Source organism: Spiroplasma endosymbiont of Phyllotreta cruciferae (assembly GCF_918697755.1).
In genome coordinates this window covers 130,514-152,006 of sequence record NZ_OU953854.1, presented here as the reverse complement: position 1 = coordinate 152,006, position 21,493 = coordinate 130,514, and the positions used below count along the sequence as shown (strand labels likewise).

Below are 21,493 nucleotides of genomic sequence, written 5' to 3'. Positions count from 1 at the left end.
TTATTTGTTTTTCTGCAATAATTTCATTTGATTTTTCAGATATATCTCTTTTTAAGTCATTATTTGTATGTAAAAATTCATAATTAGATACTTGAACTATTCACTGTATTTTATTATCCTTATCTTTAAAAGATTGTAAAATACCAGTAATTGCAATTTGACTACCTTTTTGACAATATTTTTGTAAAGTAATTGCTTGTTTATTTCAAACTTGACAAGGTATAAAATCAGTTTCTTTCTGAGTTGAATAAGGTATTATTGCTGCTAATTGAAAGATGCTATATTCTTTACCATTTTGTGTTTTTTTAATTTCAATATCTTTAGTTGTTCTACCAATTCCAATAAATTTATTCATTATTATATTCCTCTAATTCCATTTCTTCAATTAAATTATCAATATATTCATAAGCACTTTCTTCTGAATGACATTCTTCTAATGCTAAATTAAATAAATCTTCTTCAGTATAAACATAACCATTTTCATCTTTTCACATAATTATTTATCTCCTTTTCATGTAATATTGTTATCTTCTAAATCAATAATAGTTGTTAATCACTCTTGTTGATTTTCAACATTAGCGGTAATTTTTGCTTCTTCTGCGGTAATTTTTGCTTCTTCTAATGTATAAAAGAATTCTGTTTTTAAATCACCGTATTTACTTTTTATTATTAATAAATATTTTTTATTCATAATTTAATTTCTCCTAATTTTGTTTTCCTAATGCTCAATGTTCATCTGTCATATCTTCAAATGAAACTGGATAACTTTTAAGCATTAATTTTTGTAATTTATTTTCTATATTGCATTTAAAGCAATAACCTCAGTATTTTTGTTTAAGACAAATTTTATTTAACTTTTTCATATAAACCTCCTAAATTATTCCTTTAATTTTTTTATCAATTTGTAATATTTTTCATCCATCTGATGCTAAATCTAAAATATCGTTAATTTTGTAATGTTGCATATAAGAAACAATAACATCTCAATTATTTTTAAATAAATTTAAGTACATTTTTGTTCATTCTAAACATTGCAAATCATAATGCTTTTTATGATGTTTAATACTACAATCAACAGGTTGACAATTAACTCAATCAAATGATGTTGTTATTTCATTTCAAGTTTTATTAATATATTTACTTTTATATTCTGTCATTATAATTCCTCCTATTTTTAACTCGCTGGCACTCACTCCCAAGTGAAAGTGCCAAAGCGAGAATTAGTTATATAAGTATTTATCTATTTATTTATTACGCCATCCGCTTCACTGGGGGTGCGCGGTGGCGGTATATTGTTTGTTTAATAATCGACAGTTGTTTTTATAAGGTAATGCCAGAGAGTTTTCTCTCTCTTCATCCGCACAATTTCAGGTCAAAGCGTTCAGTTTTTAAAATAAATTCACTCGCACCTTGAAGAGCCTAATGCTGACTTTGTGGTTTTTATTAAAACCGCTGTCACTTCTAAGAAGTAATATCTATCGCAAATTTATTTATAAAGTGACCATCTCAATATTTATTGTCGTTTGATGTTGACCTTGCACTTATCACGACTATCACTTTGTTAAAGCGTCTATTATTTCCGGGCTGATTACCGCTGGGCTAGACCGCCTCATGTGGAATAAAAACACTTAGTTATTTAAAATAACCGTTCCACACTGCATTAAGTTGTAATTTTAATAAATTAATTAACTGAAACAGAGAAAGGACAACACCTTAAATTAGGAGAAAAAACAGGTACACTTTGTAAAGATTTCTAAGATATTTATAAATGTGTAAACAACTTAAATGGGGTATCAGAAAGTTGTGTAAAAAGTTTCTATTTTAAGAACTTAAGATGTTGCCCTTTCTCTGAATCAATTAAATTAATTAATAATTTTGGTTTTACAAATAAAAAAACCATTTTAGTAAATGGTTTAATTTATTATTCTTATTCAATTTCCGAGTTTTTTTCCAAAACCCCAATCTTTTTATACGACCAAAAATTTACAAATCAATAAAAGAAAAATACAAAAACAACATCGTATCATATAGTTTGGATAAATTTCATTTAATAAATAGATTTAAACAATTATTTCCCTATCGTAGAAGAAATAAAATTCACATATTAAAATATAATTGAGCAAAAAAATTTTTCTTTGCTGGATATCATGAAGCGTTGTTAAATTTAATTAAATTCTCATTTACCTTATGTTTTTGGAAATAAAAAGGATTTTTATTACAACGATTAAATTAATTGAAAATAATGAAGAAGGTGTTAAAAACCAAGCATTAGAATATAATATTGGTTGTCACATGGAAGGTGATATTTCACATTACATTAAAGCTGTTAAGGGGCGAGGAGCAAAAATATATTGTAAAGAAACATTTAATAATATGTTAATTGTTTCGATGTTAAGACTTAATAATAAAACTAGTGAAGAAGAAATTGAATTTAATATTTTTAATTTAAATCAACTTCAAAATTTAAATCATTTTCAAAACCAATCTTTATTTCTTTAATCAAAAACTTTAACAAATTAATTAATGTAATTTAAAAAGTATTTTTTAGTCTGTCAAAATTCATAATTTTAGAAAATATTTTTTAATTAAAAATTATATTTTTAAAAAAAGTTGAATTTTTTATAAATTTTGTTATCATTTAAGTATAAGCGAAACTTAATTTGTTTCTAATTATTTATTTTTTTACTAAAACCTCAAAATAATATATACTACCAAATTTATCAATATTATATTGTTTAGCATAAGTATCTCAATTTTTATATAATCCATAAACTCATCACTAAGCTTATAAAATGAAATTCCCGTTGAATAACTATCCTTTAAAAAGTCTAAATATCATTTATCATTATAAGTTAATGTTTGTGATGTTTTTAGAGTTGGACTAATAAAGTAATTTGTTTCTGACCAATTTTCAAAAAAAGTACTGCGTAAAAACATTGTATTAATAAAATCAGTTTCATTCATTCCTGTTGTTTATTGATTAACAGTATAATTTTGCTGATGTAATGGTTTAAATGCTGTTAAAGTAATAAAAGGAATCACTAAACTTAAAATACCTAAAATAGATATGGCAAATAAAGTTAATGACTTACGCATTATGCTCTACCACCTTATCTTTTTTATTTTCTTTTATTAATTTGATAATTTGATTAAATAAATAACCATAAAATAATGAATTATTAAGATATACAATAATATATCAAATCATAAACCATAAATTATATAACCATTTATACGGCATATTTCTCTTTTAATTCATCAATATCAATAGTTGAAACTGTATCTAATACACATATAAGGGTTAACGAAAAACTTATAACAAGATACAAAATTAAATCAACCCAAGAAATAAATAAACCCAACAATATATAAACTTGATATTGTTAACATTAACGGATGACTAAATAAAATTGCCATTTTACTAAATAAAGAAAGTAAAAAAGTATCTGAGTTATATAAATCCATAATAATATTTTTTGCTGATGTTAATTTATTAATAATTACAGTAATAAAACCAGTACCAAAAATAGCGATTGCTGCAACTAATAAAACTAATCTAATCATTAATTTGTTTCCTTTCATTGACCATTTTTATTTGCATTATGAGCTTTTTTAACACAACGAGCTGTTGAAGAATATATTTTGCTGTACTATTTTTAACAGTTGAACCTAATTCATTATATTGCGTTCTTGTGCCATGAATAGCATAAATTGATAATTTAATAACCATAAAAAAGATTATAAAATAAGCAATCGTTGTATTTGTCATTGGCAATTTAGTATTTCAAATCACATCAAAAATAAAACTAAAAATTTTGTCTCAATTACTATTATTTTTCAGTTAATAAATTAATAATCTTTACCACTTCCTTTTTCTTTTTTAGGTTTTAAATTTTTCTTCAAAATATCAATATCTAATAAATCTAAACGTTTCTTTTATTGTTAAATCTTTAAATTGAGTCCAATAGTACTCTTTAGTAACTGGAACATCATCATTTTTTAAATCACGACAAATGATAATCATTTACTTTCATACTTTTGAGCGATTTCTAATGGAATAATTATTTTAAAAAACCGAATTCCTAATCCAACATCAGATCTATGTTTTGCACGTTTACCCTCAGCAGTTTTTTTAACAGACTCGGTTTTTCAAATTTCATAATCAGTAATATCTTGGAAAATGCCAATTCGCATAATAAAGAAACGATTAAAAAAATTTAATCCTTTTTTAGCAGTAGGTTTTTTAAGGGAAATAGGAATAATAATACCACTTGCTAATTGGCGAATATTGTTTCAAAGCATACCTTCGCGTTGAGCTGTAAATAAAGCACGATGTCCCAAAATGTCTGGCCAAGACTATTCAAGGAATTTTTCCCCTATGAGTTATTTTTTTCATCGTGAGGTCTAGTTCCGTCAATATATAAAAAACTTTCATCAAACAAAATTAAACTGTCATCAGGGGAACTGGTTTTGTTCGATCAGTAAAATCTAAATTTTTAAATGTTAAAACTTTAACTTTATCATCTTCTAATGGATAGTTACTATAAATCTTATCTGTTAATAACTTCATTGTTTCTGACAAATAAGTTAAAAGTAATATTTTACCAGTTCATAACTTACCAATAATAACTGATAAAGGATTATCTCAAACAAAATTTACTAACCGAAAAGCATTTAACTGATAAAAAATGTTTTTTCATAATCACCATGCGAAATAAACACATTGTAAAACAAATAATAATCAAAAAACTAAATCGGTATAATTTAAAGAAATAATTCAAAATAATAAATCAATTAAACTAAACAAAATCATTGAACCACTAATATAACAATAATTTTTTTCATTATTTAAAACAACTAACTATTTTAAAACCATTCACAATAAAAACCATGTTAAAAATAAAATCACAATTCAAACACCAATCATAAGAGTTAAATATTCATTTTGAGTTAAATTCCAAGTTGTAATACTTTCAACGTTAGATTTGTCAATAAACAAAAATACATGAATAAAAAACTCTTTTAATTTTTTCTCAATCTTTTGTCACAATTTAAAAGCTTCATATTTTTTGAATGATTTTAAAAAACATACCAAAAAATAAAACAATAAATAATACAAAAGATATAACATATAAAAATTCGGGGCATTTGAAACAATAATGTAAGTTGCAAATTGAACTCAAATTTCATATAAACTCATTAATTTAAGTCCTTCAAGTCATTAATTAATTTATCTACTTTTTAATCACTTCAATTTGTTAAATTATTGTTAGTTGTTTTTACTTTTTGAGGTTCACCGGAAAATATTGCTTTTTTTCATTTGTATATAATAATTTTGTTTATATTGATTATACAAATTGATTAGTTCTGTTCCAGTCAAATACTTTCACACATGACGTTTTAAATTTTCATCATATTTTACAATAGGATAAGAATTATCATAAATCAAACCAATAGCTACTTGATCAGAATGTTTTTCACTAAAGTAAATAAACTTATTGCTTAATCAAAAACCAATATGGCGATTATGATTAGGTAAATTTATAAACTTGCTTTATCAGTTGAAAAACTACAAATTCTGCTCGAATAAAATAATTTTCTACATTAATATTCTTTTTATAAAAACTCATAAAAACACCTTACTTTCACACATATAACTCATTTTTACTAGTATCAATACCGGCAAAGAATTCACTTTCAATTATTTTGCGAAAAGATTGAAAACCATTAAAATTTATAAATCACTCAATATTGATTACTTTAATAAAATTAAACAGATTTGGACTTTTATTATAATTTGGTTCCTGATACATTACTCAAATCAACTCGCTTTCGGTTACACTGCATTGACAAATATTTAACTTAAAATATAATTTACCAACAAATTTTCTATTCAAATAGAATGACAAATTTGACATTTACGTTTAATAAAAAATATTCAAATTCCTAACATAATTAATCACACTCCTTAAAAAGTTTAAGTTGTTCAGAAATATTTGGTTTAAAATTCATAATTAATAATTCTTGGCCTAATTCAATTAATTATTTTTATGTTTCATATCATAAATTTTTTCTCATTCAATTGAAAGAAATCACTAAACAAATTTTTAATATATTCACAATTATCAAACTTAAAATAAATTTTCCTTTTATATTTTTTAAATAATACAATAATTCTTTATAATCAAATTTATAATGCTTATACATAGCAGAAATATTTGCAATATAATAAGGCGGATCTAAATAAAAAACAGTATTCTTATCATCATAAATTTTAATAATTTCAAATTAATTTTATTTTCTAAAATTGCATTATATTTATTTAGTAAATATTCACATAATTTAACACGTTCTAAACAATCATAATATTTTAATTCATAACGTGTAATTGAAAAAGTAGTATTTTCACGACCACTTCAACCTAATGATTTTGAAATAAAGTTTCTCAACCTTTTTTACCAAATTTAGGTAATGAATTATAAATATTTTTATCTTCTTCAACAGAATTAAATTTAGGATATTTATTAACAATATTATTGGTTTTTACATCATTTCAAAAAGTCATTAATAAAAATTAATATCATTTAATATTACTTCATCTACTTTGTCATTAAACATTAAACGTAAAACCAATCGCAGCTGAACCAGCAAATAATTCTACCATATCTTTTTATTTTGTTGGGGAAAAAGGAAGATATAAATTTATCATCTTTAGTTTTTCCCACCCACTCATGATAAAGGACTTAAAATTGCATAAACTATTTCACAATATTACTTTCTAACTGTTCTGCAATATGTGATAAAAACTCATTTCTTTTCGAATAATATTAACGGATTCATGATGAATTTCATATTCATTCAATTGAATTAAAGTAGCTTGCATAGTTCTAATTTTCATTTTAATTTCATCTAATAAGTCTTGCATAATTATTGTCTCCCTTACTGTAATAAACATTGGTATACTAATGTAACTTAATTCTTGTTAAATAAACATTGGTAATAACAATGTTAAAATATATAAAAAATAAGTAAGGCACACTGAAAAATACTATTAACAACGTTAATAGAAAATATAAAATTAATAAATCAAATAGCAAAGCTAGTGTGCCACAACTAAGATATATGATCAATTATAATAAATATTAAAATCCTTTAATCATAATTCTAAATAAATTCAAAATCTTAATAATAACAAAAATTCAAAATGGAATTAAAAGCATCACCAAGAAATGTCATTAACTGTGGTAATACAGCATAAATTGCTTCTTTAACTTTCATCATAGCTTGTCCTAATCCACTTCAGATAGAATCCATTCCACCAGAAATAGTAGGAGTATTACTATCTGCTAAAAAATTAACCGCTGTTGTTAAATACATACCTAACATTATTTATTTTCCGCCTTATTTTTAATTTCTTTTTTATCTTTTTTCTTTCCTCGAATTTGACGAATTTTTTGATAAATCTATAAACCAATTCAAGCAAAAATACCTAATATAATAACAACACTAAAAATTGTCGTTAATCAACCTGTCATAACTTAATTCCTCCTAAAAATTTAACTTGCGCGGCACGCTTCGCGTGTTAGCTACGCTCAAAATAAACTATATTGAATAAATTACCGCTAATAAATTACGCGGATAATTTATTCATCTTCTTTTAAATTATTAGTTACTATTTTATTAACAGTATTAATAACATTATCTTTTCCACACTTAGTTACTAAGGACCAAAAAATAAAATAATGTTTTCTTTCCATTAAAAAATCAACTCCTTTCCGAGTTGATTTTTTTCTGCTTCATATTACAATTTACATTTAAAAAAAACTTTTATCTTAATAAGATAAAAGTTTTTCCCCATTATTCTGCTTTTTGATTATCAGATTTTGGTTTTGCTGTTTTTTTATTAAGTTCTTTTTGTACTTTTGATGCTTCTTCTGTTTGCTTTGCTAATTTTTCTTTTTTATTAAATTTAGATTTAAAGCGTTCAACACGTCCTGCGGCATTAGCAAATTGCTGATTACCTGTATAGAAGGGATGGCATGAAGAACAAGTATCAACTTTTAATTCTTCCCCCTTAGTAGAACCACTCATTCGCTCTGTTCCACAAGTTGTACACATAATTTTAGTATCAAAATATTTTGGATGGATTCTTTCTCTTGCCATATAATTCACCTCTCTTTTAATGATATGGATGCATATTATTTGCACGTAAATAATGATAACACATATTGTCAATAAAAACAAAAATTATTTAATAATCTTTGCAAATTCATTAAAATCAATCCTTATTCGTGGTAAACTTGTTTTTTTCATCTGTTTCATCATAATATCCTAAAGCTAAAACTAACACCGAATGTAATTTAGTTTGATCAAAAAAACAATGTTGTGATAATAAATCGTTACATTTTTTAACATTAAAGCCCCCCATAATTGTTGACCCAATTTTTAAGTCCGCAGCTTGCATAGTAATAAAACTAGTTACAATGTGGGCTTGTTCTGACACAAAGGCAAACAAATTTTCTTTTTGCGTTAAAAAAGTTTGATATTTATCAATTGTTATTTTTAACACATCAGGTTGAATAATATTTCGTTCCAATCGTTTTGTTAAAAATTCCGTTGAAACTAAATGTCCTGGATTAACCCCAGCAACAATCATAATACAGTTAGCATCTTGAACTTTTTCCTGATTTGAGCCACTCATGACTTCTTCTACAAACTTAGTTTTTAATTCTTTGTTAGTAATGGTCACAACATTAGTAACTTTTAAACCTAATGAACACAGTGCCAAACGTCCTGCTTCAATAATTGTTGATAAATCATTGATAAATCATTATTGTTAATAGTTTTACTACTATCATATTTTTTAATTGTTTTTCGTAAATTAATAGCATTTTTTACTGTCATTTAATACCTTTTTCTCTTTTTTGGTTTTCATTAATCTTCGCTAAAACAACATTTAATACATCAACATTTTTTGCAAATGGTGGCGAATATGGTAAATCCAAATATTCAATTTCATTAATTTTAGTTTTTGTTCAAATTAATGAAATTAAAGCATTGATTCTTAAACTAGCTTTATTATAACCAAAGATTTGCGCTCCCACAATAATTTTTGCTTTTTGATCATAAATAACCTTAACTGTAACTAGTTTAGCATCAGCAACATAATGGGTATGATCAGTTTCCGTAATTACGACTTCTTTAACAGTAAAACCATTTGCAATTGCTTGTTCATTTGTATATCCTGTCCGCGCAATTTCACTATCAAAAACTTTGATAATAGCAGTTCCAATTGCTCCTGGAAAATGGTCTTTTTTTCCTGCTAAAATATTACCTAAAACATTCCCATTTTTTGCAGCAACAGTTGCCAACGAAATATATTGTAACTTATTATCAATTACATTTTTTGTCATAACACAATCACCAACAGCATAAACATCTTTAATATTAGTTTCAAACTGGTCATTAACTAAAATTGCACCAAATTCATTCATTTTTAAATCTGTTGCTTTCAAAAAAGCAGTACTTGGTGTAACTCCGATACCAACTAAAAATAAGTCTGTTGCAATCTCTTCTTCAGATGCTAATCTAACTTTTTTTACTTTATTGTTTTCAATAATAAATTCCGCTACTTTAGCATTTGTCTTAATTTTAATTCCCTTATTTTCTAAATCCGCTACTAATAATTGTGCGATATCTTCATCAATTAATTTTCGTGAGACTCATTTATCAGCTTCAATTAACGTAATATTTTTCCAGCCAAACCAAAACTTTCACAAAATTCTAGCCCAATAAAACCACCACCAATAATAGTAACATTCTTAATTTTTGTTAAACTATCACGAAGCGCTACTGCTGCTTCTAAAGTTGTTCCTGTAAAAACATTTGATGCTTCTTCACCCATTAAATTTAATTTGCGTGGTGTTTGCTCCGACACTAATAATTAACTTGTCATAAGTATCAATAAATTCTTCATTTGTTTCAAGATTGATTCCATAAACTGTTTTTGTTTTAAAATCAAATTTTGTTACTTCACATGAAGTTTTTACAAAAATTCTATTATTTTCAAATTGTTCAACAGTTCGTGCAATCATCCTTTCTGGGTTATCAAAATGCTTCCCAACATAATAAGAAATCCCACAAAACTACCCAGCGATGGATATTTTAATTTTTGATAAGCAATAATTTCAACATTATCTTTTAAAGTTCGTTTTAACTTACTAGCTGCTGTCATTCCGGCGGTTGACCCACCAATTATAATTACCTTCATCTTTTTCCCTTCTTTCTGTCTTATTAATAATATTATAACCTTTCCCCTTTAAAATAAAAATAAAGGTAGCACCTTTATTCTTGTTTTGACTCTTTTTTTCTGTTTCGTTTTCGCCGTAAACGTGATCATTTAAACAGAATTAACTATTCGTTTTCTAAACAATTTGTTAACCGGGCGGCAATTGTTGTTGCTTGTAATCCTCCTGCAACATTTACTGCTGTTCGACCCATATCAAATAAACCATCTAATGCCCCAATAATTGCATAAACAGGAACATATAAAGTCCCTAAGCCAAGCCCCCCAGCACTCCAGTTGTGACAACACTAGCTGTTCCTGGAACACCAGCAATTCCTAATGATGCAACAACAACAATTAAAGCAATAAAGAAATTAGCAACTGTTAAGTCAAATAATCCTGCTGTTACAATAAATGAAACAATAATCCCTGATTGTACTACTGCACAAGCAGTTAAGCCCATTGTCGTTGTTAATGGTGCGGAAATCCCAACTAAATTTTCTTTCACTTTTATCTCATCTTTTAAAACTTCCATTGTTAAAGGCAACGTCGCATTTGAAGACTGTGTTGTAAATCCTTGAATTACTGGCTTAATAGCATATTTTCATCATTTAAATGGATTAATTCCTGATAATGTTAATAACAATGAATGTCAAACTAAAGCAAACGCTAAACATAAGTAACCAACCCCAATTACAATTCCAATTTGAGCTAAATATCCAATTGGACGTGAAACAATAGCATAAGTAATCATTTACATTACAGCATAAGGCATTAACTTAATAATAAACATTAAACATGACATGATAACTGTTCATCAACGGTTAAATCCATCACGAATTTTTTGCATATATTCAGGGTGTCTTTTTGATGATTTTTTAACCGCAAGACCAATTAATCCGGCAACAACCATTACTGGAATAATTGCTCCTAAAAAGAATGGCGAAACAAAGTTTTAAGGTACATAATCTCAAATAATTTATGGCAATGGTTTAGACGCCGCTTTATCGTAACTACCACTTCCTGAAATTGTAAAACCATTCCTAATATTAAAAGCAATTCCAATAAATAATGTAATAATAAACATTGCTGCAACATTCAATAATAAAATCGCAATTGTAATAATTGTTCCTTTTTTTGACGCTGCATCTTTCCCTGGTTTTGATACTGCTCGCGCAATTGCTAGGAAAACAACCGGGACAGTCATTAGTAAAATCTCATTTAAGAAGATCATTCTAAACAAGTTAACTCAAATTGAAAATTCATGAACTCATAGGACATAAATATCATTTGGAATTGTCTTCTTAGGATCAGTTGAACTTGGATCTGGAATCGTTGGATTAAAATCATTGAGCCTGATGGATCAGCTGTATTATATGGGAAACCATTAATTGCTTGAACAATAATCCCAAAAATAAAACCAAGAGCTAACCCTAATAAAACACGAAAAATAAAACGCATTTTTGTTTTCTTAATTCAAAAGCATAGTAAAAGCACAATTCCAAAGAAAATAAAAATACTAACAAATGATTGCCAAGTTGAAATTGACAAAAAGTCATGTAAAGGGTTACTATTATCTGTACTATATAATAAATTTAAATACATTTAACTTTCTCTCTTTCATAAAATAAATTAGTATTTAAATAATATCATAAAATAGCTGGTGATTCATTTAAAAAAGAAGGCAAAAAATATTAAGATTATCTTTACAATTATTTATGTTGTTTTTTTAACTGCTTTTTTGTTTGTTTTGCTAATAATTGGACTGCTACTTCTGCTTTTATTAGAATTTGTTCTTCTACTGTTAAATAGTTTAAGGTACTAATACTTTTTTCATAATCCTTAATATTATCAATGTTATTCATTGCCTGATAAATTGTTTTTACTCTAATTGTTCCATATTTCATTTTTAAGAAACGATAGTAGGTTCCTACTAATCCAATTATAACAAAAGCAATAACCCAAATGAATAGAATCCCCATATTTTTGACAATTTCAGTTTGATATTCACCAATACCAATACTTGTTGGCGAAGATAAGCCATATATTATCGTGCCAATATTATGCAAACCATAGCGGAATGGTGATATATATGATAAAACATCAAAAAATTTATTTTGCATAAATGATGGAAATGTTCCTCATCCAGCTGATAAATTAATAATTAGATAAATAACAGCAATAAAACGGCCGATCATTTCGTCTGGAATTGCTAACCAAATAGAACAAATAATAACATTAAAAAGTGAACCCAAAAAGAGCATTCATAGCCACAGCAAAGCATAAGTTGGACCAATTTGTCCAAAACCTAAAATTAATAATGAAAGCATCATAATTGTAACTTGAATTCAGGATGTAGATAACATTAAAAGTAATTTACTAAAATAATGTTGATAAGATAATGTGTTTTTGGTTCTTCCTTTAAGGTCATAAACAAATGTTTGTGTTAAAGCTCCGACTCAAACACCAATTAACATAAACAATTCTCCCAATCCAATTCCATATTTATTATACTGATAACCCTGAACATTATATGGGATATCAATAATGCTCCCAACATCTTTTAAGTGTTTCCCCAATTCATTACTATTAGTAAAATATTGGTCCTTACTAACAACATTTTCTGAGCCAAAAATAAATTGTACTAATTGTCCTTTTACTAGACCAAATACTTTTAACAACGAAGTAATAATCTTCCCTTGGGCTGAAGTTAATTTACCTTGATTAACTAAATTATTTGTTTCATTAATTAAATTACTTGTCTTAATACTTTTAACATAATCATCATAAGTAGTGCGGTTTAATGTTCCATCAGGATTAGACAAAATGGTATAAAGCATTGGCATAATCAGTTGGGGGACAGCTTCACGAACAAAACTTTCTCGTAAATTGGTAAAAGTTGTTGCAAAATAACCAATTAAAAAGTTTTGTTTATAAGTAGCTCACAAGTTAATTGGATTATTGCTCATTCAAGTAATATCGGTTAAAAATTGATTATGGTCAAATGATGAATTAGCAATGTTTTTTAAAATATTAATTAGATGAACAGAATAATTTTCAGGAATTCGTAATTGGACTCAATATTTGTCAGTTGGTTCAAAATTAGTGGTTTTTTTTAAAATAATTTAATTTTAATGTAATAATGCTAACATCTATCTTAACATTATTATGTTCTTTATCATAATAGTTTGGACCAGTGACAACATTGTCACTAACACTTGTAAAACGTGCAATTTCGTTTGGTTTAACTGCAGCGTTGTAACTTGCTTCATCGGTTGCATTAACATAATGAATATCAGTTCCATTTGCAATTGATTGATCAGTAGCGTTTTTAGGTTTATAAATCACACATAAGTTTGCATCATGGTTAACAATCGCCATTGGAATTTGGTCTGTTTTAAGAAATGGATTTCAAAAAGCTCAAACACAAAAGAAACCATACAAAAATGGCACAATACAGATTGCAATGAATTTTATAATTCGTTTCTTATTTTTAACTGTTTGTTCTTGTCATTCTTTTTTAAAAATTTCTTTAAAAGTTGGCAAATTATTTTTGTTATCCATAACTTTTCTCCTCAACAATAATTATATTATGCTATCGCGGTCTTCCTTTTCTGTTTCAATTGAATAACCTTTTGCTTTAATTTTTTTAATTTTATATAAATATTTCGGATTTCTTGTAAGATCAAATTTTATTTCCATCCGCTTTATCTTTTGACTCTTTTGTTCTTCAAATGTTTGATATTGACTTATTAGAACTTGTTCTTTTACTATTTCAACTTCTTGATTACTTAAATTATTCAAAGTACGAGCAACATTTTTATTAATATTGATATTGTTTTCCATTAATACTTTTTTTAATGCTCTCAAGTTAAAAGTCCCATATTTTTCTTTTTGTCGTCATAAATAAGTTAAAATTAAACTAATTATTAATAAAATTGGAATTCAAATTAATAATATTCCCATATTTTGTAAAATTTCAGTTTGATATTGAATTAATGAACCTTCTCCTGTTCCAATTCCATAAATAATATTACCCATTCCATGGATTGCATACTTGAACGGGGTCAAGAATGAAACAACATTGAAGAAACCAGCTTGCATAAATGATGGGAATGTTCCTCAACCTGCCGTTAAATTTAAAATTAAGTAAATAACAATTAAATATTTTCCAACATCACCATCAGCAGGAGCAAACCAAATTGCATGCTCAATGATAGTAAAAATAAGGCTGCATAATAATAATCAAACATACAATAAACCAAAACTAGCTCCTATCTTGCTATATCCTAATATTGCTAACGAAATAGCTAAAATTGTTGTTTGAATTGTTGTTGTAATTAACATTAATAATAATTTTGAAAAATAATGTTGATATCATTTTGCCCGTTTTGTACGGCAAGTACGGTCAAAAATAAATGTTTGTATTAAAACACCAACCCACATCGCAATTGCAATAAAAAATTCTCCTAAACCAATTCCGTATTCACCATATTGATAACCTTGAATGTGCGCAGGGATTTGGAAAAGCGATGAATTTAAATTTGTTCAATCTCGAATTACGCACTGTGCTTTCTCACTATATTCAGGTCAAGTAACATGGGCATCTAAATTAGGAAAAATCTCACGAACAAACTCATCAAGAAATTGTTTTCCAGTTGTTTCCACTAATTCTAAAACTTTCTTAGCAATATAATAATATTGTGGATGATTATCTTGCACATAATTTAAAATTGCTTTTCCAATTGCTGTATTTGGACCAATAATTAATAAAATATTTTCTAAATAATTACTAAAATCACGACCAGTTAAATAGTGAACATTGGCTGTTTCATCTCATTTTGCAAAAGCCCAAAACATTGAAGTGCCTAAAACTTCTGGTAAAGCCGAATGCACCAGAGCTGTCTTAATTTGAGTAAAAGTATATAAAACTTGTCCCGCTAAAAAGTTTTGTTTATATGTTGATAAAAACTGTGGCATATTACTAATCAAATATTCTAAGCTCTTAATAACTTCGGTTGGACTATGATTACCAACTGCACGCATTAGTTTAAAGATATTTTCTGTAAACCCAGGACTAACTTGTAATTGGGCCCAATATTTGTCTGCTGGTTTAAAACTAGTTTCACGATCATGTAAATAGTTTAATTTAATTGTCATTCCATTTTGTTTTAATTCTAATGCTTTTGAATTAACATTATAAAATTCATTATTAGTAACTGATAAATTAACCATACTATCAAAACGATATTGTAATTTATAAATATTTTTATCAATCTTTGAATTATTATCAAACCATTCTTGGCTTTTTTTTGACACTCTGCAGCATTATTGACATGCAAATATTCAACAAATGGCGATGTTAATAAATTATTTTCATCAGTACCAGTTTTTTTAACGGCATAAGCAACACAAGGAGGATTGTCATTATCAACAATTGCCATTGGAATACTCCCGATTTTAGCTAATGGATTCCAAAAAGCTCATGCACAAATAAAACCATATAAAAATGGTACAAAACAAATTAAGATGTACTTAATTATTTGTAACCGACTCTTCCCCATTTTCTCTTTTGCTTCTGTTTTAAAAACATTACTAAACTTTGGATTCTCTATCATAATGTCATCCCTTAACTTTTTTTACTGTGCCTTACATCATATTGATTCTACACTAAAAAAGAAAAAATACTTATTTTTGTAAGTATTTTTAATCAATAACAAATGGTAATAATGCCATTTGACGTGCTCTCTTAATTGCTATCGCTAACATTCTTTGATTTTTAGCTGTTGTTCCAGTAACTCTTTTTGGCAAAATTTGTCCATTACCAGAAATAAATTTTTTTAATAATTCAATATCTTTGTAATCAATATATGTTATCTTATTTTTTGTAAAATAACATTGTTTTTTAAAACGTTTAAATTTTGGATTCATTATTTGTTTCCTTTCCTTTTAATCTCATAAAATTGCATCATCACCATCAAAACTAATACTATCATTGTTATTATTATCTTGTGATTCTGTTTGATTGAAAGAAGTCATATTATTAAAATCATCAGGATTTGGAGCTGGGGTTCCCATATTAGCAGCAGTTCCTGTTCCTCGTGAATCTAAAAACGAAACAGTTTCTGCAACCACTTGCATAATTGTTGTCATTTGTCCATTAACATTATCTGACCTTGTTTGTAAACGACCATCCAAAGCAATTAATGAACCTTTTTTTAAATAACGGGCCATATTTTCTGCTGTCTTATTTCAAGCGAAACATGAAATAAATGATGCTTGATCATTAAAATTATTATTTACTGCTAAGGTAAAAGCTACAAAAGGCTTATTATTAACAGAATTTTTTAATTCTAAATCACGTGTTATTCTTCCTACTAATGAAACTCGATTTAACATAACTCTTTCACCCTCCTCAATTATTCTTTTACTTCAACTGGTTTTGTTGCTTTAGGTTCTTCACCTTCAACGCGTTGTTCATTACGTCTGTAATAATCTGGTCTTTTATTTCCTGGTTTGCGTTCACGATCTGGTTTATCATTATTAACTTCTGTTTTTGCATAAACAGTTGATTGAATATATCCTTTTTCTTTTTCAGTATTAATTACTAAAATTCGTAATACATCTTGCTCAATGTGACTGATACGAACAAACTCATCAATATTTTCTGAGGTCGTATTAACAATTAATACACCATAATATCCTTTTGTTTTCTTTTTAATAGGATATTCTAGAGTTCTAATTCCTCATTTACCGTGTTCTTCAATTCCTCCACCATTAGCTTCTAAAATTTTATGTAGACGACCTTCTAATTCGTTTAAATTATTTGATTCTGGGTTTAAGATATACATAACTTCGTACTTGCGCACTTTATTTTCCCCCTCTTGGTCTAGGTCCTGTTCGGACAAGGAGCTAATAATCATCATTAAAGCATTATTAACTCGTTGTCAATTATACCTTATATTATCTATAATTGTAAGGTTTATTTACCTAAATTTAATAATTTTAAATCATCTAAATAAGTTATTTTAATATTTTGCTTTTCTCCTAGTATTGTATGAATCTCCGTTTTTTCAGCAAATAATTCAACTAAATAACTATCATCATAAATTATTTTCTTATTTTTAGTATGAAAATATTCATCATAAACATTATATAATAATGTTGTTTTAAAAACTTGTGGTGTTTGAATTGTAAAATACTCGTCTCGGTTAATTGTTTTTTCAACAAGACAATTATTAACTTTTTTAAGCGTTTCTGTTATTGGTAACATTGGAACTAAAACTTCATAATTTGCTTTGGAAAAAGTTTGATTTAATTTATTAATAAAATCTAAACTAACAAAACAACGAACACCATCATGAATCATCACCATTTCATTTTTAATTTTATGATTAATTAAACAATGATAAATTGTATCAACCCGTTCTAAACCACCTATCACAAAGTGAAGTTTTTGATATTGATAATTTTTCTTTAATAAAAAGTTTAATATTTCATCATTAACACCTACAATAATTTCCGTACAAAAAGGATCGCTTAAAAATAATGCCAATGTTTTTTCAATAACTGTATTAGTATCATTAATTTTATATAATAGTTTATTATTTGTTTGTTTAAACCGCGATGAATTCCCTGCCGCTACAATAATTGCCGTATAATTTTTCATCTATAAAATATCAATTCCATTTTTTTCAGCATATTCTAAAAAATCATCACTTCAAACTGAAGCAATTACTTCTCCAATATGTTGTTTTTCTAATAAAAACAAATCTAACTGTGATTTATAAAGACCAAATGATAATGTCACTGGTAGTTCATCTGTTACTACTTTTGCATCATATTCTGTTTTTAACTTAGTTGTCTCTTTTGTTACAGCTAGTTGTTCTTTTAAAACATCACGATTAACACTAACAGCACAATAACCAATACAGATTGCTTTTTCTAAAACAAAATCATAAACAAAAATTTTTGCATATAATTCTCAATTAAAAACATCATCTTGTGATTCACTAATCTCAATTGTATTGTTCGTAATAACTTTTTTTAATCCATATAAAATTGTCGCCCCATGTTCTCGTGTATAACGGTTTAAACGTTCCTGATGACTTAATAACCGCATTGCTTTTTGCAATTCAGTATGGCTTGTTCAATTTAATTTCTTTCCAAATTTTTTGTTTAATTGCGGAAATTTTAATAATAAAATATCTTCAACTTCACTAATAATATTAACTGCTTTATCAATTGTTTCTTGTATTTTTAATAACGTTATCTTTTTCTCATCTAATAATAAGTCAAACCCAATTTCACTAAAAGTTACGGCCTGACTATTTGATTGTTTAATATCACGTCTAAGCACCATTGTTGTTGTTAAAATTCCTTCATTTTCATTTAACTCATAACGAACAATTGCACTTCTTCGTCATTTATTGTGTGATTGCAAAATTTCACCAACTAAATTACTTGGTGAAATGTCAAAATCAATTGGCCGCTCTGTCATTTGAAAATCATCATTTAATCCTTTTTCTTCGCTACTAATTAAAGGAGCATCAACTTTTAAAAGATTAAATTGAATAATAAAACGACAAACCAATTCACTTTTAGCTAAACTAATTGCTTCTACTGTTTCGCGCAATGTTAAAATTGAACTATATCCAATTTGGATATCATATGCCATATAATCACCTATTTTCCTCTTGGACGCATGTGAGAGAATAATAAGACATCCTTAATTGAGTCTTGTCCTGTTAGTAACATAACTAAACGATCAATCCCAATTCCTAAACCACCTGTTGGTGGCATTCCATATTCCAATGCTTCAACAAAATCAATATCTAACTCTTGTGCCTCATCATTACCGTTGTCACGTTCTGCTAACTGACTAACAAAACGGTCATATTGTTCAACCGGATTATTTAATTCTGAATAAGCATTCGCATATTCACGACCTTTAATAAACAATTCAAAACGGTCAGTAAAACGAGGATCCTCTGCATTTGTTTTTGCTAATGGTGAAACTTCAACAGGATGACCATAAATAAATGTTGGTTGTATTAATTTATCTTCAACAAATTCTTCAAAAAATAAATTAACAATATGACCGACTGAAGTATGAAATTTCTCAATTGGAACATTTTTTTCTTTAGCAATTTTTTTTGCTTCTTCAAAAGTCATTCGTTCTCAAAAATCAACTCCAACAATTTCTTTAATTGCATCAACCATATGTCAACACTTCCAAGGTTGCTTAAATGAAATTGTTACTCCACCATATTCTGTTTCATCTTTATTTAAAATGTTTTTTGCAATATAACAAATTGTATCTTCTGTTAGTTGCATTAGAAAACTCATATCTTGGTATGCAACATAAATTTCAACTGTTGTAAATTCTGGATTATGACGAGTATCCATTCCTTCATTTCTAAATAAACGCCCAATTTCATATACCCCTTCAAAACCACCAACAATTAATCGTTTTAATGGTAATTCAGTTGCTACTCGTAAATAAAAATTCATATCTAATGTATTATGATGCGTTGTAAATGGCTTTGCTGCAGCCCCACCATGAATTGGTTGAAGAACTGGTGTTTCGACTTCTAAATATCCTTTGTTATTAAAAAAGTCCCGCATTAAAGCAATTATTTTACTTCGTTTAATAAAAATATCTTTTGTTTCAGCTGACATAATCAAATCAACATAACGACGACGATATTTTTCTTCAATATCAGTCATTCCATAGTACTTATCTGGTAATGGACGTAACGCTTTTGATAATAACACAAAGTCTTCTAAACGAACTGTTAATTCACCAGTATTTGTTTTCATCATTATCCCGCTAACACCAATGATATCACCTAAATCAAAGTCAATAAATTCTTGGTACTTTTCATCACCAACTTCATCATTACGAACATAAATTTGAAAAATGCCATTTTGATCTTGTAATGTTGCAAAAGTAGCTTTTCCTGCTTCACGAAATGTTTTAATTCGTCCAGCAATTTTTACTACTGTTTTATCAACAATTGCACTTAATTCTTCCTTCGACAAATTATTAAATTGTTCATTAATTTCTTTACTAGTATGTGTTCGTTCAAACTTTGCAATTATAAAAGGATTATGACCATCTTTAACTAACTTTTCTAATTTATCGCGTCTAATTTGTTCTTGTTCTGTAAAATCACGTTTTTCCATTTTAACTCTCCTTTTATTATTTAATAAAACTACTACCATTATAATAGTCAATATATTCATTAACAAGCGTTTTTAACTCAAATATTGTATTTATTTGTGTTGCACGTGTTTTATAACTTGTTGCCTCTGGTTTTCCTTTAAAATAAAATGCTAAATTTTTTCGCATTTCACTATCAGCAACACGTTCTCCTTTTAAATTTAACAATAATTCAGCATGACGGAAAATAATTTTTTGTCATTCATCTAATGGCGGTTGTTCAATTTTTTCACCAGTATCAAGAAAATGTTGAATTTGTTTAAATATTCAGGGATTTCCCTGCGCACCGCGAGCTAACATAATCGCATCACACCCCGTTTCGTCTAGCATTCGTCTAGCATCTTCACAACTAAAAACATCGCCATTGCCAATAACTGGAATACTAACATTTTCTTTTACTTTTTTAATTCAACTTCAATCAGCTTTTCCTGAATAAAATTGATTACGGGTACGATCAAGCACTTCAATTGCTTTCGCTCCTGATTGTTCACAATACTTTGCAATTTCTATACAATTAATATTTTCCTCATCTCAACCAATGCGAATTTTAACCGTTACTGGTTTACTAACGTTTTCAACAACTGCTTTAACAACTTCATAAACACGTTGGGGATGTTTTAATAAAAATGTGACCATGCTTGCGATTTAATTGCAATTTTAGGTGCCGGACAGCCCATATTAATATCAATAATATCACAACCACTATTTTGATCAACATATTTAGCTGCTTCAACAAATGTTTCAACGTCAGTACCAAAAATCTGCATTGAGATTGGGTGTTCTAATTTATTTACTTTAATCATTTGTAAAGTTCGTTCATTTCGTTGAAAAATTGCTTTATCGCTAACCATTTCATCATAAACTAATTCTGCCCCTAATTCATGACAAATAATCTGAAATTCCTCATTTGTAATTCCTGCCATTGGTGCTAAAAAAACTTGCCCCTTAATTTCAATATTCCCTATTTTCATCTTTTTAATTCC

At 27.2% G+C, this 21,493-nt stretch carries 29 protein-coding genes and 6 pseudogenes; 1 reads left to right on the top strand and 34 read right to left on the bottom strand.

What is annotated here, in order from left to right; translation table 4 throughout:
* The 5 genes from NL276_RS00895 to NL276_RS00875 form a co-directional block, all read right to left on the bottom strand.
* Window positions 1–355, bottom strand: a 355-nt coding sequence (locus NL276_RS00895) for a single-stranded DNA-binding protein (protein WP_253301591.1), incomplete at its 3' end; no start/stop codon positions are given.
* Complete coding sequence (locus NL276_RS00890) at window positions 348–494, bottom strand: hypothetical protein (RefSeq protein ID WP_253301176.1); 147 nt, start codon at window positions 492–494, stop codon at window positions 348–350. The genes NL276_RS00890 and NL276_RS00895, both read right to left, overlap by 8 nt.
* Before the next feature lie 2 nt (window positions 495–496).
* Complete coding sequence (locus NL276_RS00885; RefSeq protein WP_253301590.1) at window positions 497–691, bottom strand: hypothetical protein; 195 nt, start codon at window positions 689–691, stop codon at window positions 497–499.
* Window positions 692–704: 13 nt separating this feature from the next.
* Window positions 705–863 (bottom strand): hypothetical protein, encoded by a 159-nt coding sequence (locus NL276_RS00880; protein WP_253301459.1) that lies wholly within the window; start codon window positions 861–863, stop codon window positions 705–707.
* Between the two features lie 9 nt (window positions 864–872).
* Window positions 873–1,157 (bottom strand): hypothetical protein, encoded by a 285-nt coding sequence (locus NL276_RS00875; RefSeq protein ID WP_253301460.1) that lies wholly within the window; start codon window positions 1,155–1,157, stop codon window positions 873–875.
* A gap of 1,030 nt (window positions 1,158–2,187) precedes the next feature.
* On the opposite strand from NL276_RS00875, the gene NL276_RS00870 reads away from it, so the two are divergent.
* The gene (locus NL276_RS00870; protein WP_253301589.1) at window positions 2,188–2,499 is read left to right on the top strand and encodes a hypothetical protein; all 312 of its coding nucleotides are present in this window, start codon (window positions 2,188–2,190) and stop codon (window positions 2,497–2,499) included.
* A gap of 214 nt (window positions 2,500–2,713) precedes the next feature.
* Here NL276_RS00870 and NL276_RS00865 read toward each other — a convergent pair.
* The 29 genes and pseudogenes from NL276_RS00865 to dusB form a co-directional block, all read right to left on the bottom strand.
* Window positions 2,714–3,096 (bottom strand): annotated as a pseudogene (locus NL276_RS00865) (spiroplasma phage ORF1-like family protein); the annotation flags it as partial.
* A 36-nt stretch (window positions 3,097–3,132) separates the two neighbouring features.
* Window positions 3,133–3,564: a hypothetical protein gene (locus NL276_RS00860; protein WP_253301588.1), complete on the bottom strand. Its 432-nt coding sequence runs from the start codon at window positions 3,562–3,564 to the stop codon at window positions 3,133–3,135.
* Window positions 3,565–3,614: 50 nt separating this feature from the next.
* A pseudogene (locus NL276_RS05045) lies at window positions 3,615–3,857 on the bottom strand (hypothetical protein); the annotation flags it as partial.
* Window positions 3,850–4,813 (bottom strand): annotated as a pseudogene (locus NL276_RS05040) (hypothetical protein). The pseudogenes NL276_RS05040 and NL276_RS05045, both read right to left, overlap by 8 nt.
* Before the next feature lie 48 nt (window positions 4,814–4,861).
* Entirely contained in the window at window positions 4,862–5,131 is a 270-nt protein-coding gene (locus NL276_RS00840; protein ID WP_253301848.1) for a DUF2649 family protein, read from the bottom strand.
* Between the two features lie 110 nt (window positions 5,132–5,241).
* Window positions 5,242–5,630: pseudogene (locus NL276_RS00835) on the bottom strand (DUF3627 domain-containing protein).
* A 609-nt stretch (window positions 5,631–6,239) separates the two neighbouring features.
* Window positions 6,240–6,449 (bottom strand): hypothetical protein, encoded by a 210-nt coding sequence (locus tag NL276_RS00830; RefSeq protein ID WP_253301584.1) that lies wholly within the window; start codon window positions 6,447–6,449, stop codon window positions 6,240–6,242.
* Window positions 6,422–6,565, bottom strand: coding sequence for a hypothetical protein (locus NL276_RS00825; RefSeq protein ID WP_253301583.1), 144 nt, complete (start codon window positions 6,563–6,565; stop codon window positions 6,422–6,424). Before NL276_RS00825 ends, NL276_RS00830 begins: the two co-directional genes overlap by 28 nt.
* 213 nt (window positions 6,566–6,778) lie before the next feature.
* The gene (locus tag NL276_RS00820) at window positions 6,779–6,925 is read right to left on the bottom strand and encodes a hypothetical protein (protein WP_253301582.1); all 147 of its coding nucleotides are present in this window, start codon (window positions 6,923–6,925) and stop codon (window positions 6,779–6,781) included.
* A gap of 257 nt (window positions 6,926–7,182) precedes the next feature.
* Window positions 7,183–7,386 (bottom strand): hypothetical protein, encoded by a 204-nt coding sequence (locus NL276_RS00815; protein WP_253301581.1) that lies wholly within the window; start codon window positions 7,384–7,386, stop codon window positions 7,183–7,185.
* The gene (locus tag NL276_RS00810) at window positions 7,386–7,463 is read right to left on the bottom strand and encodes a hypothetical protein (protein WP_305879830.1); all 78 of its coding nucleotides are present in this window, start codon (window positions 7,461–7,463) and stop codon (window positions 7,386–7,388) included. Before NL276_RS00810 ends, NL276_RS00815 begins: the two co-directional genes overlap by 1 nt.
* A 394-nt stretch (window positions 7,464–7,857) precedes the next feature.
* Window positions 7,858–8,163, bottom strand: a complete 306-nt coding sequence (gene rpmE, locus NL276_RS00805; RefSeq protein WP_370281043.1) for a 50S ribosomal protein L31 — start codon at window positions 8,161–8,163, stop codon at window positions 7,858–7,860.
* 109 nt (window positions 8,164–8,272) lie between these two features.
* On the bottom strand, window positions 8,273–8,788 hold the full coding sequence (locus NL276_RS00800; protein WP_253301580.1) for a nitroreductase family protein: 516 nt from the start codon (window positions 8,786–8,788) through the stop codon (window positions 8,273–8,275).
* Between the two features lie 106 nt (window positions 8,789–8,894).
* Entirely contained in the window at window positions 8,895–9,779 is an 885-nt protein-coding gene (locus NL276_RS00795) for an FAD-dependent oxidoreductase (protein ID WP_253301579.1), read from the bottom strand.
* The gene (locus NL276_RS00790; RefSeq protein ID WP_253301578.1) at window positions 9,740–9,937 is read right to left on the bottom strand and encodes an FAD-dependent oxidoreductase; all 198 of its coding nucleotides are present in this window, start codon (window positions 9,935–9,937) and stop codon (window positions 9,740–9,742) included. Before NL276_RS00790 ends, NL276_RS00795 begins: the two co-directional genes overlap by 40 nt.
* A gap of 108 nt (window positions 9,938–10,045) precedes the next feature.
* Window positions 10,046–10,270 (bottom strand): tryptophan 7-halogenase, encoded by a 225-nt coding sequence (locus NL276_RS00785; protein ID WP_253301577.1) that lies wholly within the window; start codon window positions 10,268–10,270, stop codon window positions 10,046–10,048.
* Between the two features lie 286 nt (window positions 10,271–10,556).
* Window positions 10,557–11,492, bottom strand: a pseudogene (locus NL276_RS00775) (cation:dicarboxylate symporter family transporter).
* A 14-nt stretch (window positions 11,493–11,506) separates the two neighbouring features.
* Window positions 11,507–11,890, bottom strand: coding sequence for a hypothetical protein (locus tag NL276_RS00770; protein WP_253301576.1), 384 nt, complete (start codon window positions 11,888–11,890; stop codon window positions 11,507–11,509).
* 107 nt (window positions 11,891–11,997) lie between these two features.
* A complete protein-coding gene (locus NL276_RS00765) occupies window positions 11,998–13,254 on the bottom strand; it encodes an ABC-2 transporter permease (RefSeq protein WP_253301575.1) in 1,257 nt (418 codons plus the stop codon).
* A gap of 133 nt (window positions 13,255–13,387) precedes the next feature.
* Window positions 13,388–13,849: a YhgE/Pip domain-containing protein gene (locus tag NL276_RS00760; protein ID WP_253301574.1), complete on the bottom strand. Its 462-nt coding sequence runs from the start codon at window positions 13,847–13,849 to the stop codon at window positions 13,388–13,390.
* 21 nt (window positions 13,850–13,870) lie between these two features.
* Window positions 13,871–15,520 (bottom strand): ABC transporter permease, encoded by a 1,650-nt coding sequence (locus NL276_RS00755; RefSeq protein WP_253301573.1) that lies wholly within the window; start codon window positions 15,518–15,520, stop codon window positions 13,871–13,873.
* Entirely contained in the window at window positions 15,463–15,903 is a 441-nt protein-coding gene (locus NL276_RS00750) for a YhgE/Pip domain-containing protein (RefSeq protein WP_253301572.1), read from the bottom strand. Before NL276_RS00750 ends, NL276_RS00755 begins: the two co-directional genes overlap by 58 nt.
* Window positions 15,904–15,991: 88 nt before the next feature.
* On the bottom strand, window positions 15,992–16,219 hold the full coding sequence (gene rpsR / locus NL276_RS00745; RefSeq protein ID WP_370281048.1) for a 30S ribosomal protein S18: 228 nt from the start codon (window positions 16,217–16,219) through the stop codon (window positions 15,992–15,994).
* Window positions 16,220–16,234: 15 nt separating this feature from the next.
* Window positions 16,235–16,684: a single-stranded DNA-binding protein gene (locus tag NL276_RS00740; protein WP_253301571.1), complete on the bottom strand. Its 450-nt coding sequence runs from the start codon at window positions 16,682–16,684 to the stop codon at window positions 16,235–16,237.
* Between the two features lie 20 nt (window positions 16,685–16,704).
* Window positions 16,705–17,211 (bottom strand): 30S ribosomal protein S6, encoded by a 507-nt coding sequence (gene rpsF, locus NL276_RS00735; protein WP_253301570.1) that lies wholly within the window; start codon window positions 17,209–17,211, stop codon window positions 16,705–16,707.
* 56 nt (window positions 17,212–17,267) lie between these two features.
* Entirely contained in the window at window positions 17,268–17,954 is a 687-nt protein-coding gene (locus NL276_RS00730; RefSeq protein ID WP_253301569.1) for an IspD/TarI family cytidylyltransferase, read from the bottom strand.
* On the bottom strand, window positions 17,955–18,962 hold the full coding sequence (locus NL276_RS00725) for a class-II aminoacyl-tRNA synthetase family protein (protein ID WP_253301568.1): 1,008 nt from the start codon (window positions 18,960–18,962) through the stop codon (window positions 17,955–17,957).
* An 8-nt stretch (window positions 18,963–18,970) separates the two neighbouring features.
* Complete coding sequence (gene lysS, locus NL276_RS00720) at window positions 18,971–20,473, bottom strand: lysine--tRNA ligase (protein ID WP_253301567.1); 1,503 nt, start codon at window positions 20,471–20,473, stop codon at window positions 18,971–18,973.
* 16 nt (window positions 20,474–20,489) lie between these two features.
* Window positions 20,490–21,481, bottom strand: a pseudogene (dusB, locus tag NL276_RS00715) (tRNA dihydrouridine synthase DusB).
* Window positions 21,482–21,493: the final 12 nt, after the last annotated feature.